Origin of the sequence: Amycolatopsis lexingtonensis, from assembly GCF_014873755.1 — a bacterium.
Lineage (GTDB): Bacteria > Actinomycetota > Actinomycetes > Mycobacteriales > Pseudonocardiaceae > Amycolatopsis > Amycolatopsis lexingtonensis.
Genome location: NZ_JADBEG010000001.1, coordinates 2262154 through 2274922 on the forward strand (window position 1 = coordinate 2262154; position 12769 = coordinate 2274922).

Sequence of the window (12769 nt, forward strand, 5' to 3'; positions counted from 1 at the left end):
GCGCGCCTGCGATGAACAGTGTCAAGCGGGCTTGAGCAGCCCCATCCGATCCGCCATGCCGCGCACCTCACGGGCCACACCTTCCCGGCGCGTGCGAGCGAGCATGGTCGAGATGATCTCTCTCACGAAGGGATTGCTCCGGGTGCGGATGTGCCCGAGCTTCTCCGCACGGATGAGCAGCGACACCACCTCTTCGTCCGGCCTGCGGATGCCGTACAGCGCACGTGCGTGCTCGATCAGGAACGTCGTCCGGCGCGAGTCGATGGCCAGTTCCGCCGGATCGAGGGTCTCGGCGAGCCGAGCGGCTTCGGCGTGATCCCCGCGCTCCAGTGCGGACGAGATGCGCCAGAGGACGACATTGGCCGGACTGAACAGCAGGAAGTTCCTGTTCCCGTGCGCCACGTGCTCAGCCAGGCCGGCCGCTTCGTCGAGGGCCGCGGTCGCGTCCCCGCCCAGCACCGACTCGGTGTAGCCCGTGGTCAAAGTGAGCGCCCCGCGCACGTCGTAGGCATCGGCCGGGATGTCGTCGAGAGCCCGTTCGGCGAGCTTCGCCGCACGTTTGTGCGCGCCGAGTCCCGACAAGGCTTGCGTACGCGCGAACTCGGCGAGACCGACCCAGCCGGGCTCTCCCAGCCGCTGAGCAGCTTCGTGCCCGCGTTCCGCGGCGATCCAGGCCAGCTCGAAAGCGCCGAGCCCCTTCGTGAGAAGAGCGGTGGTGTGGGTCGCCGTGACCAGCGAACGCAAGGCTTCGGGTTTTTCAGCGTGGGTGTGAAGTGCCACCAGCAGATCAGGAAGCCGAGCCCCTACCTCGGCGTCCTGATTCGCCTGCCGGAGCGCGGCGAGCAACTGTGTCTCCGCCAGAAGGACGGCGAGCTCACCGACCGGGGGTTCGGTGCCGTCGAGGTCCGTGCTCAGCAGCGCGTCGCGGATCGCCGGGATGGCGGTGCCGGCCTGCGGATCACGGATCTCCAGACCATCGCCGGTGATGTCGTACAAGCTGACGCGCAGCGCCCCGGCGATCGCCACGAGGGTCGAGCGCTTGTCGATGGCCGAGCGTTCGTTCTCGATCTTGGACAGGTACCCCTTCGACAAGCCGGACAGCCCGGCCAGCTGTTCGAGCGACATACCTCGCCAGCGCCGGAACCGTCGAATGGTGACGCCGATCGAGTCCATACCGGCATGCTACCCACCCAGGTTTCCTCCGAGGAAACGTTTGTGAACGGCGCGTTTGTAGATTCTCTGACCATGCGTGATCAACTGCTGACTCCACAGCCCGTCCAGGGCGCCCACCAGGACGCGGTGATCTACATCGACCCGGAGGCCATCCATCCGGTCGTCGACGGGAAGTGGCACCGGACTCGGCTGACCGGCATCCCGCAGGCCGGCCAGCGCGTCACGATGCTGTGCGGGGTCACCGCGTCGGCTGCGTTCCGGCCGCTCGGCCAACGCCGGGATCACGGCGTGCCGACGGCCTGCCCGCCCTGCGATTCGCTGTATCGGCGGGAACGCGGCATCCCGCAGCAGCACACCCGGCAAAGCCGCTAGGCACCTTGAGGTCCGCCCGCACCCGGCGCGGCCGCCGCGGTCAGCGCGGCCAGCACGGCGGCGACGGCGGGCGGGTCCGGCGGGTCTCCGTAGGTGGCGGCGTGGATGCGGCGGTGGACGCCCGGCAGTTCGGTCGTGTGGATGTCCGGGCGGCGGTGGGCCGCCAGCGCGAGGCCCGGCAGCGTGGCGACGCCGAGGCCCGCCGCGACCAGGGACTGGACCACCACCATGTCGTCGCTGAAGGCAGCGATGCGCGGGCTGAAGCCCGCCTGGCCGCACACCACGTCCAGTTCCGCCCGGCAGCGGTCGCAGCCGCCGATCCAGGCGGAATCGCGGTGGGCGGCCGGCTCGTCGGCCGGATGGCGGCTGATGAGGTGGATCGGGTCGTCGGCGAGGTGGCGGAACCGGACGCCTTCCTCCTCGAGGCGGGCGCCGGCGTGCTGGAAGACCACTGCGACGTCGATGTCGCCGCGGCGCAGCAGGTCCAGCGCTTCCACCGGGTGCTGGTCGACCAGGCTCAGTTCCAACCCCGGGTGGTCGTGCGCCAGTGCGGCGGCCGCCTTCGGGACGAGGGTGCTCAGCACGGACGCGTTGGCCGCCAGCCGGACGCGGCCGGCGCGCAGGCCGACCTGGGCGGCCAGCTCGGTGGCCGCCGCGTCGGCGCGGCCGACGATCTCGGCCGCGCGGCCGGCCAACAGCCGCCCTTCCGGGGTCAGGCGGATGCCGCGGCCGGCGCGCTGGACGAGCTTGGCGCCGGTCGCCGCCTCCAACCGGGACAGGTGGTGGCTCACCGACGGCTGCGAATAGTGCAGCTCGCGGGCTGCGGCGGTCACCGAGCCGTGGCGAGCCACCGCGGCCAGGACCTTGAGCTGGACCAGGCTGAGCATTCATCGACGATATCAATGCTTCGTCGGCCGGATTGGCATTGGACGTCATGTCCCCGCCCGGGCCATCCTGGGTGCCGACCCCGAGGAAGGCACGACGATGACGGTCACCTGCGACCTCACGATCACGCTCGACGGCTACGCGGCCGGGCACCACCAGACCGAGCAGCGCCCGTTCGGCGACGACGGCGGCGACGGCTGGGGCGACCGGTTGCACGCCTGGTACGGCGAAGGCCACGACGAGCACCCCGCCGAGTTCGACCACATGATGACGGCGAAGGCGTTCATCATGGGGCGCAACATGTTCGGCCCGGTGCGCGGCGAGTGGGACCGGCCCTACCACGGGCCGGTGTTCGTGCTGACCCACCACCCGCGCGAACCGCAGCCGATGGCCGGCGGCACCACGCTCCACTTCGTCACCGACGGCATCGAGGCCGCGATGGATCGCGCGCGCGAAGCCGCCGGGGACGGCGGCATCTCCGTCCACGGCGGCGCGACGACCGTCAACCAGTACCTCGCCGCGGGCCTGATCGACGAGCTGCGGCTGCACATCTCACCGTTCACGCTCGGCGCCGGCGTCCGGCTGTTCGACGGCGTACCCCCGCTGAACCTCGAGCAGATCGACGGGCGCTCGACGCCGTCGGTCACGCACCTGCGGTATCGCGTGCTCCGCTGAAATTCCCGGTGGTGAGCACGAGCCGGCCGAAGACCTCGCCCACGTCCAGCTTCCGGTGCGCCGCCTCGGCCCGTTCCAGTGGCAGCACCTCGTGCACGACCGCCCGCAGGCCGCCGGCGAAGAGATCGGCGGTGACGGCGGACCGGTCGGCCATCGGCACGGTGTCCGCGCTGAACGTCGCGAAGGACAACGACTTCCGGAAGTCCGCGAGCAGCTCCTTCCCGAAGTCGGCGGGCGGGTAGCCGCCCATCACGCCGACGGCCACCAGGCGCCCGTTGGGGTTGAGCTTGCCGAAGAACGACGGGAGGTCCGGGCCGGCCACGATGTCGAAGATGACGTCGAAGCCCCCGGCTCCCCCGCCGTCGCGGCCGAGCACCTCGGTCGCGCCCAGTTCCCGCAGGCGCTCGCCGCGCTCGGGCGACGACGTCGTCACCGCGATCCTCCCGGCGCCGCCGCGGGCCGCCAGCTGGACCGCCATGATGCCGATGCCGCCGGCCGCGCCGCGCACCAGCACCGACTCGCCCGGGGCGAAGTGCGCGTGGCGCAGTCCGAAGTGGGCGACCATGCCCGAGCTGCCGAGCGTCACGGCGTCGACGGGCGAGACGGCGGGCGGGAGCGGGACGAGCGTCTCCACGGAAGCGACCGCCTGCTCGGCGTAACCGCCGCCGACGCCGGTGAAGGCCCAGACCCGCCGGCCCAGCCAGGCCGGGTCGACGCCGTCGCCGACCGCGGCCACCGTGCCGGCGATCTCGCCGCCGAGGACGTGACCGGCCTGGAACCCGTGGTCCCCGAGCGCACCGCTGCGGATCACGACGTCGACGCCGCCGACGCCGATCGCTTCGGTGCTGATCAGCACCTGCCCGCCGGCCGGGCTCGGGACCGCGAGGTCGACGACGGCCAGCCCTTCGGGACCGCCGAATTCCTGCACCGCGACTGCTTTCACTGTCTTCTCCGTCGTTCCGGAATGGATGGTCGACCGCGGACGCTAACGGACGCCCCCGTCCGGTTGGCTAAAGTGAGGGAGTGACCGAGGTTTTGTCTCACGTCCTGCGCTCCGACGCCCGGGACAACCGCGAACGCATCCTCGAAGCGGCCCGCGCGGTGTTCGCGGTCGACGGCCTGGCGGTGCCGATGCGCGAGATCGCCCGCCGGGCCGACGTCGGCCCGGCGACCCTGTACCGCCACTTCCCGACGAAGGAAGCGCTGGCCACCGAGGCGTTCGCCGACCAGATGCGCGCGTGCTACACGCTCGTCGACGAGGGCCTCGGCGACCCCGATCCGTGGCGCGGGTTCACCACGGTGCTCGAGCAGCTGTGCAAGCTGCACGCCCGCGACCGGGGCTTCACCGCGGCGTTCATGGCCGAGTTCCCGCACGCCCTGGACTTCGCGGGGGACCGCGAACGCGCGGTGAAGTCGCTCGGGGAGCTGACCCGCCGGGCCAGGGACGCCGGTCACCTGCGCCCCGACGTCGAACTGGCCGACGTGATCCTGGTGCTCATGGCGAACGGCGGCATCCAGGCCGCGTCACCGGCGGCGCGCGTCGCGGCTTCACGGCGCTTCGCCGCTCTCGCGATCCGGGGCCTGCGGGCCTGACGCCCACTGGTGGCCGCTCCCCCGGTGCAGGGCGGCGTACACGCGGTCTCGCAGGACGTTGGCCTCATGGTCGGACAAGGTGGCGCCCAGCGGGCGGAGCACCAGGCGGACCAGGAGGTTCCGCTGCCCGCGGTGGGCCCCGAGCCGGGCGAGCGCGGCCGGCGGCAGGTCCGCGCACGGCGTCTCCTGGCGGATCTCGACCGACTCGACGACGTCGGCTTCGTCGCCGAGGGCGTCCCGGACCCGGTCGCCGAGGTCTTCGGCCCGGTCGCCCGCGTCGACCGCGATCGACAGGTCACGGCGTACCGGCGGCAGCGCCGACACCGGCCGGTAGGGCGCGAGGTCGGTCAGCTGCGCGGCGACGGCCGGCTCGGCCGACCGCAGGAGCCGGATGTCGGGGATGCCCTTGCGCAGCATCACCATCCGGTCGAGCCCCATGCCGAGCGCGAGCCCGGACCATTCGGAGCCGAGGCCGGCACGCGCCAGCACGGCGGGGTGCGCGAGCCCGCACTCGGCGACCTCCACCCAGCGGCCGTCTTGCTCGACGTCGAGCTGCGCACCGTCCACTGTGTACGGATGACGCCGGGGCTCGAGCCGCCACTTCAGGCCCGGCACGAGCGCGGCGACCATGTCCTCGAGGTCGGCGCGGCCGGTGGGGTGGCGGGTGATCCGCCACAGGTCGAGCTGGTGGGGCGTGCCGGTGTGCAGCCGGTCGATGCTGTCCCGCCGGTAGACGATCCCGGGGCAGACGAGCAGGACGTCGTCGGCCGGGCAGGCGGCGAGGGCCCGCAGCGCGGCGGGGACCATGGCGGTGGAATGGCTGCGCAGGACGTGGCCGTCGTCGACGTACCGGGTGTAGCGGGCATCGCGGGTGACGTCGGCGGGGTCGTAACCGAGGTTGTCGTAGTTGTCGGCGATGGTGACGATCCGATCGCCGGGCCAAAGACGGATGCCGGTCGGCCAGAGGCTGCTCAGTGCCTCGACGGCCTGGGCGACGACGAGTTGTACGGCGTGCGCCCCGGCCCGCGCGTCGGTGAGATCGCGGACGGCGAGATCACGGATGAGCTGGGCGGGGGTGAGTGGTTCGGGCATGACGGGACCTCCGGGATGAGCGGGCTGGTGAGGGAAATGGCTCCCCCTGGCCCGGCACCCGGCGAGGTCAGTGCGTCCGCTGTTTCGCGCCCGTCAGCCGACGGTGGGCGTGGCACCGGAACCCCGCCGGCACGAGGGCCAGGGGGCCGGTAAATCGGCGGTACTCCGCGACGACGGCCACACATCCAGGCTAGTGGCAACGTCACGTCGTTTTCTCTTCCCTCACTCGCCCACCTCCCCGTCGGCCAGCTCCCGCAGCACATCCAGGTGCCCCACGTGCCGCGCCGTCTCCTGCACCACGTGCGCCACCACCCAGCGCACCGTGAACTCCCCCCTCCTCCGGGTCCGGTCATCCGGCCCCAGCCGCCGCAACGCCTTCTCCGCCCGCCCCCACTCCGCCCGGTACGCGGCCACCACCGACTCCGGCGTGTCGGATTCCGCCAGGTCCCAGCTCGGGTCCGGCGTCCCCGCCCACAGCGACGGCAGGTCCGCCCCACCCGCCTCGATGCACAGCCACCAGCGCTCCACCGCCGTCAGGTGCTTCACCACCCCCAGCGCGCTCATCCGTGGCGAAGTCGGCAACGGGGTCGCCGCCGCCTGGTCCGTCGTCAGGCCCGCCAGCTTGTTCACCGCCGTCGCGCGCAGGAACTGCAGGAAGTCCAGCTGGAGGCGCAGTTCGTCGGCCGCGAGCCTCGCGGGCCAGCGGCGGTGCGTCTTCGAACTCGTGTTCGACATGACCGCAACGTACCCCACAGGTCCGACAAAATAGAGTGATCGCCATGTGGTGGGGACTGCTTTGCGCTCTGGGCGCGGCGATCGCGTACGGCGTGGCTTCGGTGATGCAGGCGGTCGCCGCGCGGGCGACCGACACCGGGGCCGACGGCGTCGATCCGAAACTGCTCGTGCGCGTGCTCGGCCAGTGGAAGTTCGTCCTCGGCCTGGCGCTGGACGTCCTGGGGTTCGTCGCGCAGATCGCCGCCCTGCACGTCCTGCCGCTGTTCGTCGTGCAGGCCGCGCTCGCCGCGAGCCTCGCCGTCACGGCCGTCGCCGCGCGGTTCCTCGGGGTGCGGCTCGGGCGGCGGGAATGGGCGGCCGTGGCCGTCGTCTGCGCCGGGCTCGCGCTGCTCGGGGCGGCCGCCGAAAGCGAAGGGTCCGATCCGGTCGGGCTCGGGTTCCGGCTGGGGCTGATCGGCGCGGTCGTCGTGCTGGCCGGGGCCGGGATCGCCGCGGGGAAGGCGAACCGGCGGGTGCGGACGCCGGCGCTCGGGCTGGTCGCCGGACTGAGCTTCGGGGTCGTCGCCATCGCCGGGCGGATCATCCCGAGCCTCGCGCCGCTCGACCTGCTCACCGACCCCGCGACCTACACCGTCGCGGTCGCGGGCGGGATGGCGATGCTGTTCTACGCGACGGCGCTGCAACGCGGGAGCGTCACCACGTCCACCGCGATGATGGTGCTCGGCGAGACCGTCTTCCCGTCGCTGATCGGCGTGTTCGCGCTCGGCGACCGCACGCGGCCGGGGTTCGCGGTCGTCGCCGTCGCCGGGTTCGTGCTCGCCGTGGCCGCCGCGCTCGCGCTGGCGCGGTTCGGGGAACCGGCCACCGAGCCGCGGACTGAGACGAAGCCGACCGTTTTCCCGTAACTCTTTTACTTAGACTAGCCTTACCTATCCACGACGCGGACAGGGAGGCGCGGGTGAGCACGACGGGACGAGAAGTCCTCCGCCGGTCGATCGCCGGGCAACGACGATCGGTGACCCTCGCGGCGCTGCTGACGGCGTGCCACCAGGGCGGCGAAGCGCTGGTGCCGGTGGTGATCGGCGTGGTGATCGACCAGGCCATCGCCGACGGTTCGGTCAGCACGCTCCTGCTCTGGCTCGCGGTGCTGGGTGTCCTCTTCGCCGCGCTGTCGACCAGCTACCGCCTGGGCGCGCGCTTAGGCGAACGCGCCGCGGAGCGCGCGGCCCACGAACTCCGCCTCGACGTCGGACGCCGGGTGCTGCACCCGGGCGGGGTCGCGGACTCCGGTGCGCTGGCCGGGGAGCTGGTGAGCATCGGGACGTCGGACGCGAAGCGGGTCGGCACGGTCAACGGCGTCCTGCCGTTCGCCGCCGCCGGGCTGGCCGGGCTGCTGGTCAGCGCCGTCGCGCTGCTCACCATGTCGCTGCCGCTCGGCCTGCTAGTGCTGCTCGGCACGCCGCCGATGCTGTACCTGGCCCACCTGATCGGCAAGCCCCTGGAGCGCCGCAGCGAGGCCGAGCAGGAGCGCTCCGCCTTCGCGTCCGGCATCGCCACCGACCTCGTCGCCGGGCTGCGCGTGCTCAAGGGCGTCGGCGCCGAAAGCGCCGCCGTCGACCGCTACCGCCGCACCAGCCAGGACTCGCTCAACGCGACCCTGCGCGCCGCTCGCGCCCAGGCTTGGCACAACGGCGCGCTGCTCGCGCTCACCGGTGTCTTCATCGCCGTGGTCGCGCTCGTCGGCGGCAACCTCGCCGCCGCGGGCGACATCAGCGTCGGCGACCTGGTCGCCGCGGTCGGGCTCGCGCAGTACCTGATCACGCCGTTCACGATCTTCTCGTGGGTCAACGGCGAACTCGCGCAGGGCCGGGCGTCGGCCGCGCGCATCGCCGACGTGCTCAACGCGCCGCCCGCCGTCGGTGCCGGCGACGCCACGCTGCCGGTCCCGGCCGCCGGGCACGTCAAGCTGGCCGCGCTGAACCGCGGCGCGCTGCGGGACGTCGGCTTCGAGGCCCGGCCCGGTGAGCTGCTGGGCGTGGTCGCCACCGACCCGGCCGCCGCGACGGACCTGCTCGACTGCCTCGGCCGCGCCGCCGACCCGGCGAGCGGCTCGGTGTCGGTCGACTCGGTCGACCTGTCCACTGTGGACCCGAGCCGGGTGCGGGAGGTGGTGCTGGTCGCCGCGCACGACGCCGACCTGTTCGCCGGCACCGTCGCCGAGAACGTCGAAACCGGGCCCAGGACCGCCGAAGCGATGACCGCGGCCGCCGTCGACGAGGTGGCCAGCGCGCTGCCCGACGGCGTCGCGACCGCCGTCACCGAACGCGGGCGGTCGCTGTCGGGCGGGCAGCGCCAGCGGGTCGCCCTCGCCCGCGCGCTCGCCGCGGACGCGCCGGTGCTGGTGCTGCACGACCCGACGACCGCGGTCGACACCGTCACCGAGGCGCGGATCGCCGCGGGACTGGCGGAGCTGCGGCGCGGCCGCACGACCATCCTCGTGACCACCAGCCCGGCGCTGCTCGCCGCGACCGACCGAGTCGTCCTGCTCGACGACGGGCGCGTGACGGGCGAAGGCAGCCACGCCGACCTGGCGGGCCGGGCCGACTACCGGGCGGCGGTGCTGTCATGACCCGTGAACTCCTCCCCGTGGCCGACGGCCGCCGGATCCGCGCCGTCGTCGGCGAGCTGCTCGGCCGGGCCAAGGGCCGCACGACCGCGGCGGCCACGATGCTCGTCGCGGCGACCGCGATCGGCCTGCTCACCGCTCCCCTGCTCGGCCGCGTCGTCGACCTGGTCGCGACGCACCACCCGGCCGCCGACCTCGTCACGCCGGTCGTCGGCCTGGTGCTGGTCGCGCTGGCCCAGGCGGTCGCGACCGCCATCGGCGTGTCGCTGGTGGCGCGCCTCGGCGAAACGATCCTCGCCGAGCTGCGCGAGCGTTTCGTCGAACGGGCCCTCGGGCTGCCGCTCGAACAGCTCGAACGGGCCGGCTCCGGCGATCTCACCGCCCGAGTGACCAACGACGTCTCCGTCGTCGCGGAAGGCGTCCGGCAGGCGCTGCCCGAGCTGGGCCGGTCGGTGCTGACCGTCGTCCTGACGCTGGGCGCGCTGGCCGTGCTCGACTGGCGGTTCCTGCTGGCCGCGCTGGTGGCCGTGCCGGTCCAGCTGTGGACCGTGCGCTGGTACGTGCCGCGCGCGAAGCCGCTGTACGCCAGCCAACGCGAGGCCGTCGGCGCGCAACAGCAGCAGCTCCTGGACACCATCGGCGGCGCGAAAACGGTCCGCGCGTTCCGGCTCGCCGATGCGCACCTCGAGCGGGTGCGGCAGCGCTCGAACGGCGCCGTCGAGCTGGCGCTGCGCGGGATCCGGCTGGTGACGCGGTTCTACGCGCGGCTCAACCTCGCCGAGTTCCTCGGGCTGTCGGCCGTGCTGGCGATGGGATTCCTGCTCGTCGGGGCGGACGCGGTGTCGGTCGGCGTGGCGACGGCGGCGGCGCTGTACTTCCACAGCCTGTTCGGGCCGATCACGACCGCGCTCGCGCTGGTCGACGACGCGCAGGCGGCCGCGGCGAGCCTGGCGCGGCTGATCGGCGTCGCCGACCTCCCCGCGGAGGCGTCCCCCGCGCGCCCGGCCCGGCCGGTCGACGCGTCGGTCAAGACGGCGGGCATCGGGTACTCCTATGTGGACGGTCACCCGGTGCTGGCCGACGTCGACCTCGCCGTCGCCCCCGGCGAACGGGTGGCGCTGGTCGGGGCGAGCGGTGCCGGGAAGACGACGCTGGCCAAGCTGATCGCCGGCATCCACCGCCCGGGCACGGGTTCGGTCACCCTCGGCGGCGTCCCGCTCGACGAGCTGGGCCCGGCGGGCACCCGCCGGACGGTCGCGCTGATCAGCCAGGAGGTCCACGTCTTCGCCGGACCTTTGGCCGACGACTTGAGGCTGGCGCGCCCGGAAGCGACCGACGCCGAACTGCGGGCCGCGCTTGCGAAGGTGGGCGCGCTGACCTGGGTTTCGTCCCTGCCGGACGGCCTGGCGACGGTCGTCGGCGAAGGCGGCCACCAGCTGACCGTCACGCAGGCGCAGCAGCTCGCCCTGGTCCGCCTGGTGCTGGCCGACCCGCCGATCGCGATCCTCGACGAGGCCACGGCGGAAGCGGGCAGCGCCGGCTCCCGGGTGCTGGAGGCGTCGGCCGCGGCCGCGCTGGAAGGACGGACGGCGCTGGTGGTGGCGCACCGCCTGACGCAGGCGGCGGCGTCCGACCGGATCGTGGTGCTGGACGCGGGCGCCGTGGTGGAGTCCGGGACCCACGACGAACTGGTCGCGGCGGGCGGCCAGTACGCGAAGCTCTGGACGGCTTGGTCCGGCCAGCGCGCCTGACCTGGCCGAAGTCCGTGAATGCCACATCGAGGGACGTAGTGTCCGTGAATGTGGCATTCACGGACTTGCGCGGCGGGTAAGCACGCGAAAGCGCCGGGAGCCACGCGGGCTCCCGGCGCTTTCGTCTTCCCGGAAGGGTCAGTCGTCCATGGCGTCGGCCAGGGACTTCGGCCGCATGTCCGTCCAGTTCGCTTCCACGTGGTCCAGGCACGCCTGGCGGCCGGACGGCCCGAAGGCCACCGTCCAGCCGGCCGGGACGTCGACGGACTCGGGCCAGAGGCTGTGCTGGTTTTCGGCGTTGACCAGCACCAGGTACGTGCCGTCGGGGTCTTCGAACGGGTTGGTCACGGCGGGCCTCCTCAGGCGGTGACGTCGGTGCGGGCGCCCTTCACCAGCGCGGTCAGCTTCTGGATGACCGGCGTGGCGAGCAGGTGGTTGAAGCGGGGCTCGGCCGACCAGTCGCCGAGCTGGTTCGCCTTGACGGCGGGGAGCTGGTTCCACGTCGGGAACTGCGTCATCTGGGCGCGCGGCAGGGCGTAGGAGCGCGAGTCGGTCAGGATCAGGTCCGCCGGGTACTTGCCCGCCTGCTCCCAGGACAGCTGCTCCCAGTAGTCCTCGGTGCCGCCGCCGGAGACGATGTCCAGGCCGAGCTCGCGGTAGTACGCCAGGTCGGCGAAGAAGTCCGGCTTCGCGATGTAGAGGCCGTCCTTGTCGCCGTAGAGCACCAGGACCTTGAGGCCGGCCTTCTCCTTCGCCGCCGCGCGCAGTTCCTCGGACGCCTTGTCGAAGTCCTCCTTGGCCTTCTTCATCGTCTCCGAGCCGGCGTCACCGCCCAGCGCGACGGCCAGCTGCGAGTAGCGCTCGATCACCTTGGGCAGCGTGACTTTGTACTCCGAGAGCGCGACGATCGGCGCGACCTGCTGCACCTTGGGGCCGAGGTCGTCGGTGAGCACCCACATGTCCGTCGGCTTCGCGCCGGTCAGGCCGGTGACGACCAGGTCGGGCTTGAGCGCCGCGAACTTCTCCATGCTGAAGTCGTCCCAGGCGTTGCCGATCGACGTGACGGAGTTCAGGTCGATGTTGCCCGCCTGGATCTCCTTGCCGCCGTCGGCGGTCTTCTGCGGGCCGAACACGCCGACCGGGCGGACGCCGTAGTCCCACAGCGCGGCGGCCGAGCTGGCGTAGGCCACCACCCGCGCCGGACGCTGGTCGCGCGCCGCCTTCTGGCCGCGGTCGTCGGTGAACTCCCAGGGACCGGAGGCGGCACCCGCCTGCTTGCCGTCACCGCTGCCGCACGCGGTCAGGGCCGCCGCGGCGGCGACGCCACCGGCGCCGATCAGGAATCCACGCCGGCTGAGCCCGGCCGCGCCTTGGAACAGGGACATGAGAACCTCTCGCCGAACTTTAGGGTAGGCACACCTTATTTAGGGCAGCCTCGCAAAAGCAACTGTGTCACCGCCCACGGCCGGAGAGCTGGGTCTCGGCGCCGGGCACCGGCTCGGCCGGGTCGTGTCCCAGGTGGACCTGCCGGTTGTCGGCGTCGACGTGCACCACCCGGGGCCGGTGCGCCGCGCGCTCGGCCTCGTCGACCTGGGCGTAGGTGATGATGATGACCAGGTCGCCCGGGTGCACGAGGTGCGCGGCCGCGCCGTTGACACCGATCACGCCGCTGCCCGCTTCGCCGGTGATGGCGTAGGTCTCCAGCCGGGCGCCGTTGGTGATGTCGACGACGTGGACCTGCTCGCCTTCGACGATGTCCGCGGCGGCCATCAGGTCCGCGTCGATGGTCAGCGAACCGACGTAGTGCAGGTCGGCCTGGGTCACGGTGGCGCGGTGGATCTTGGCGTTCATCAGGGTGCGGTGCACG

Annotated in this window: 14 protein-coding genes; 6 read left to right on the plus strand and 8 right to left on the minus strand. The window is 72.8% G+C overall.

The features are described from left to right. Window positions 1-21: 21 nt before the first annotated feature. Entirely contained in the window at window positions 22-1173 is a 1152-nt protein-coding gene (locus H4696_RS10630; RefSeq protein WP_086856641.1) for a helix-turn-helix domain-containing protein, read from the minus strand. A gap of 72 nt (window positions 1174-1245) precedes the next feature. On the opposite strand from H4696_RS10630, the gene H4696_RS10635 reads away from it, so the two are divergent. Next, entirely contained in the window at window positions 1246-1545 is a 300-nt protein-coding gene (locus tag H4696_RS10635) for a hypothetical protein (RefSeq protein WP_169734830.1), read from the plus strand. On the opposite strand, the gene H4696_RS10640 is transcribed toward H4696_RS10635, so the two are convergent. Beyond that, entirely contained in the window at window positions 1542-2432 is an 891-nt protein-coding gene (locus tag H4696_RS10640; RefSeq protein WP_086856643.1) for a LysR family transcriptional regulator, read from the minus strand. The genes H4696_RS10635 and H4696_RS10640 overlap by 4 nt on opposite strands. 97 nt (window positions 2433-2529) lie before the next feature. Between H4696_RS10640 and H4696_RS10645 the strand changes: the two genes are divergently transcribed. After that, window positions 2530-3105: a dihydrofolate reductase family protein gene (locus tag H4696_RS10645; protein WP_086856644.1), complete on the plus strand. Its 576-nt coding sequence runs from the start codon at window positions 2530-2532 to the stop codon at window positions 3103-3105. Here the strand turns inward: H4696_RS10645 and H4696_RS10650 are convergent. Beyond that, window positions 3074-4048: a zinc-binding dehydrogenase gene (locus H4696_RS10650; protein ID WP_086856645.1), complete on the minus strand. Its 975-nt coding sequence runs from the start codon at window positions 4046-4048 to the stop codon at window positions 3074-3076. The two genes, H4696_RS10645 and H4696_RS10650, sit on opposite strands and share 32 nt — an antisense overlap. Window positions 4049-4128: 80 nt before the next feature. Between H4696_RS10650 and H4696_RS10655 the strand changes: the two genes are divergently transcribed. Then, window positions 4129-4698, plus strand: coding sequence for a TetR/AcrR family transcriptional regulator (locus H4696_RS10655; RefSeq protein WP_086856646.1), 570 nt, complete (start codon window positions 4129-4131; stop codon window positions 4696-4698). Here H4696_RS10655 and srmL read toward each other — a convergent pair. After that, entirely contained in the window at window positions 4654-5790 is a 1137-nt protein-coding gene (srmL, locus tag H4696_RS10660) for a PheS-related mystery ligase SrmL (protein ID WP_192782233.1), read from the minus strand. The genes H4696_RS10655 and srmL overlap by 45 nt on opposite strands. A gap of 222 nt (window positions 5791-6012) precedes the next feature. Next, a complete protein-coding gene (locus tag H4696_RS10665; protein WP_192782234.1) occupies window positions 6013-6525 on the minus strand; it encodes a DinB family protein in 513 nt (170 codons plus the stop codon). A 44-nt stretch (window positions 6526-6569) separates the two neighbouring features. Here H4696_RS10665 and H4696_RS10670 point away from each other — a divergent pair, with 44 nt between their 5' ends. Genes H4696_RS10670 through H4696_RS10680 form a run of 3 tightly spaced genes read left to right on the plus strand, consistent with a single transcriptional unit; the run spans window position 6570 to window position 10902 of the window. Beyond that, a complete protein-coding gene (locus tag H4696_RS10670; protein ID WP_169735089.1) occupies window positions 6570-7430 on the plus strand; it encodes a DMT family protein in 861 nt (286 codons plus the stop codon). Between the two features lie 53 nt (window positions 7431-7483). Continuing rightward, a complete protein-coding gene (locus H4696_RS10675; protein ID WP_086863026.1) occupies window positions 7484-9154 on the plus strand; it encodes an ABC transporter ATP-binding protein in 1671 nt (556 codons plus the stop codon). Further along, window positions 9151-10902: an ABC transporter ATP-binding protein gene (locus H4696_RS10680; RefSeq protein ID WP_086863025.1), complete on the plus strand. Its 1752-nt coding sequence runs from the start codon at window positions 9151-9153 to the stop codon at window positions 10900-10902. The genes H4696_RS10675 and H4696_RS10680 overlap by 4 nt, the downstream gene beginning before the upstream one ends. 138 nt (window positions 10903-11040) lie before the next feature. On the opposite strand, the gene H4696_RS10685 is transcribed toward H4696_RS10680, so the two are convergent. The 3 genes from H4696_RS10685 to panD all read right to left on the minus strand — a co-directional run bounded on the left by H4696_RS10685 (window position 11041) and on the right by panD (window position 12768). Further along, entirely contained in the window at window positions 11041-11250 is a 210-nt protein-coding gene (locus H4696_RS10685; RefSeq protein ID WP_086863024.1) for an MbtH family protein, read from the minus strand. Window positions 11251-11261: 11 nt separating this feature from the next. Next, a complete protein-coding gene (locus H4696_RS10690; protein ID WP_086863023.1) occupies window positions 11262-12287 on the minus strand; it encodes an ABC transporter substrate-binding protein in 1026 nt (341 codons plus the stop codon). Window positions 12288-12354: 67 nt separating this feature from the next. After that, the gene (panD, locus tag H4696_RS10695) at window positions 12355-12768 is read right to left on the minus strand and encodes an aspartate 1-decarboxylase (RefSeq protein ID WP_086863022.1); all 414 of its coding nucleotides are present in this window, start codon (window positions 12766-12768) and stop codon (window positions 12355-12357) included. Window position 12769 lies beyond the last annotated feature (1 nt).

What these genes read in the sequence shown, in the direction of transcription:
- H4696_RS10665 (WP_192782234.1), bottom strand. Translation starts at nt 6,525, where the DNA reads ATGTCGAACACGAGTTCGAAGACGCACCGCCGCTGGCCCGCGAGGCTC.
- H4696_RS10670 (WP_169735089.1), top strand. Translation starts at nt 6,570, where the DNA reads ATGTGGTGGGGACTGCTTTGCGCTCTGGGCGCGGCGATCGCGTACGGC.
- H4696_RS10680 (WP_086863025.1), top strand. Translation starts at nt 9,151, where the DNA reads ATGACCCGTGAACTCCTCCCCGTGGCCGACGGCCGCCGGATCCGCGCC.
- H4696_RS10690 (WP_086863023.1), bottom strand. Translation starts at nt 12,287, where the DNA reads ATGTCCCTGTTCCAAGGCGCGGCCGGGCTCAGCCGGCGTGGATTCCTG.
- H4696_RS10640 (WP_086856643.1), bottom strand. Translation starts at nt 2,432, where the DNA reads ATGCTCAGCCTGGTCCAGCTCAAGGTCCTGGCCGCGGTGGCTCGCCAC.
- H4696_RS10635 (WP_169734830.1), top strand. Translation starts at nt 1,246, where the DNA reads ATGCGTGATCAACTGCTGACTCCACAGCCCGTCCAGGGCGCCCACCAG.
- H4696_RS10630 (WP_086856641.1), bottom strand. Translation starts at nt 1,173, where the DNA reads ATGGACTCGATCGGCGTCACCATTCGACGGTTCCGGCGCTGGCGAGGT.
- srmL (WP_192782233.1), bottom strand. Translation starts at nt 5,790, where the DNA reads ATGCCCGAACCACTCACCCCCGCCCAGCTCATCCGTGATCTCGCCGTC.
- H4696_RS10645 (WP_086856644.1), top strand. Translation starts at nt 2,530, where the DNA reads ATGACGGTCACCTGCGACCTCACGATCACGCTCGACGGCTACGCGGCC.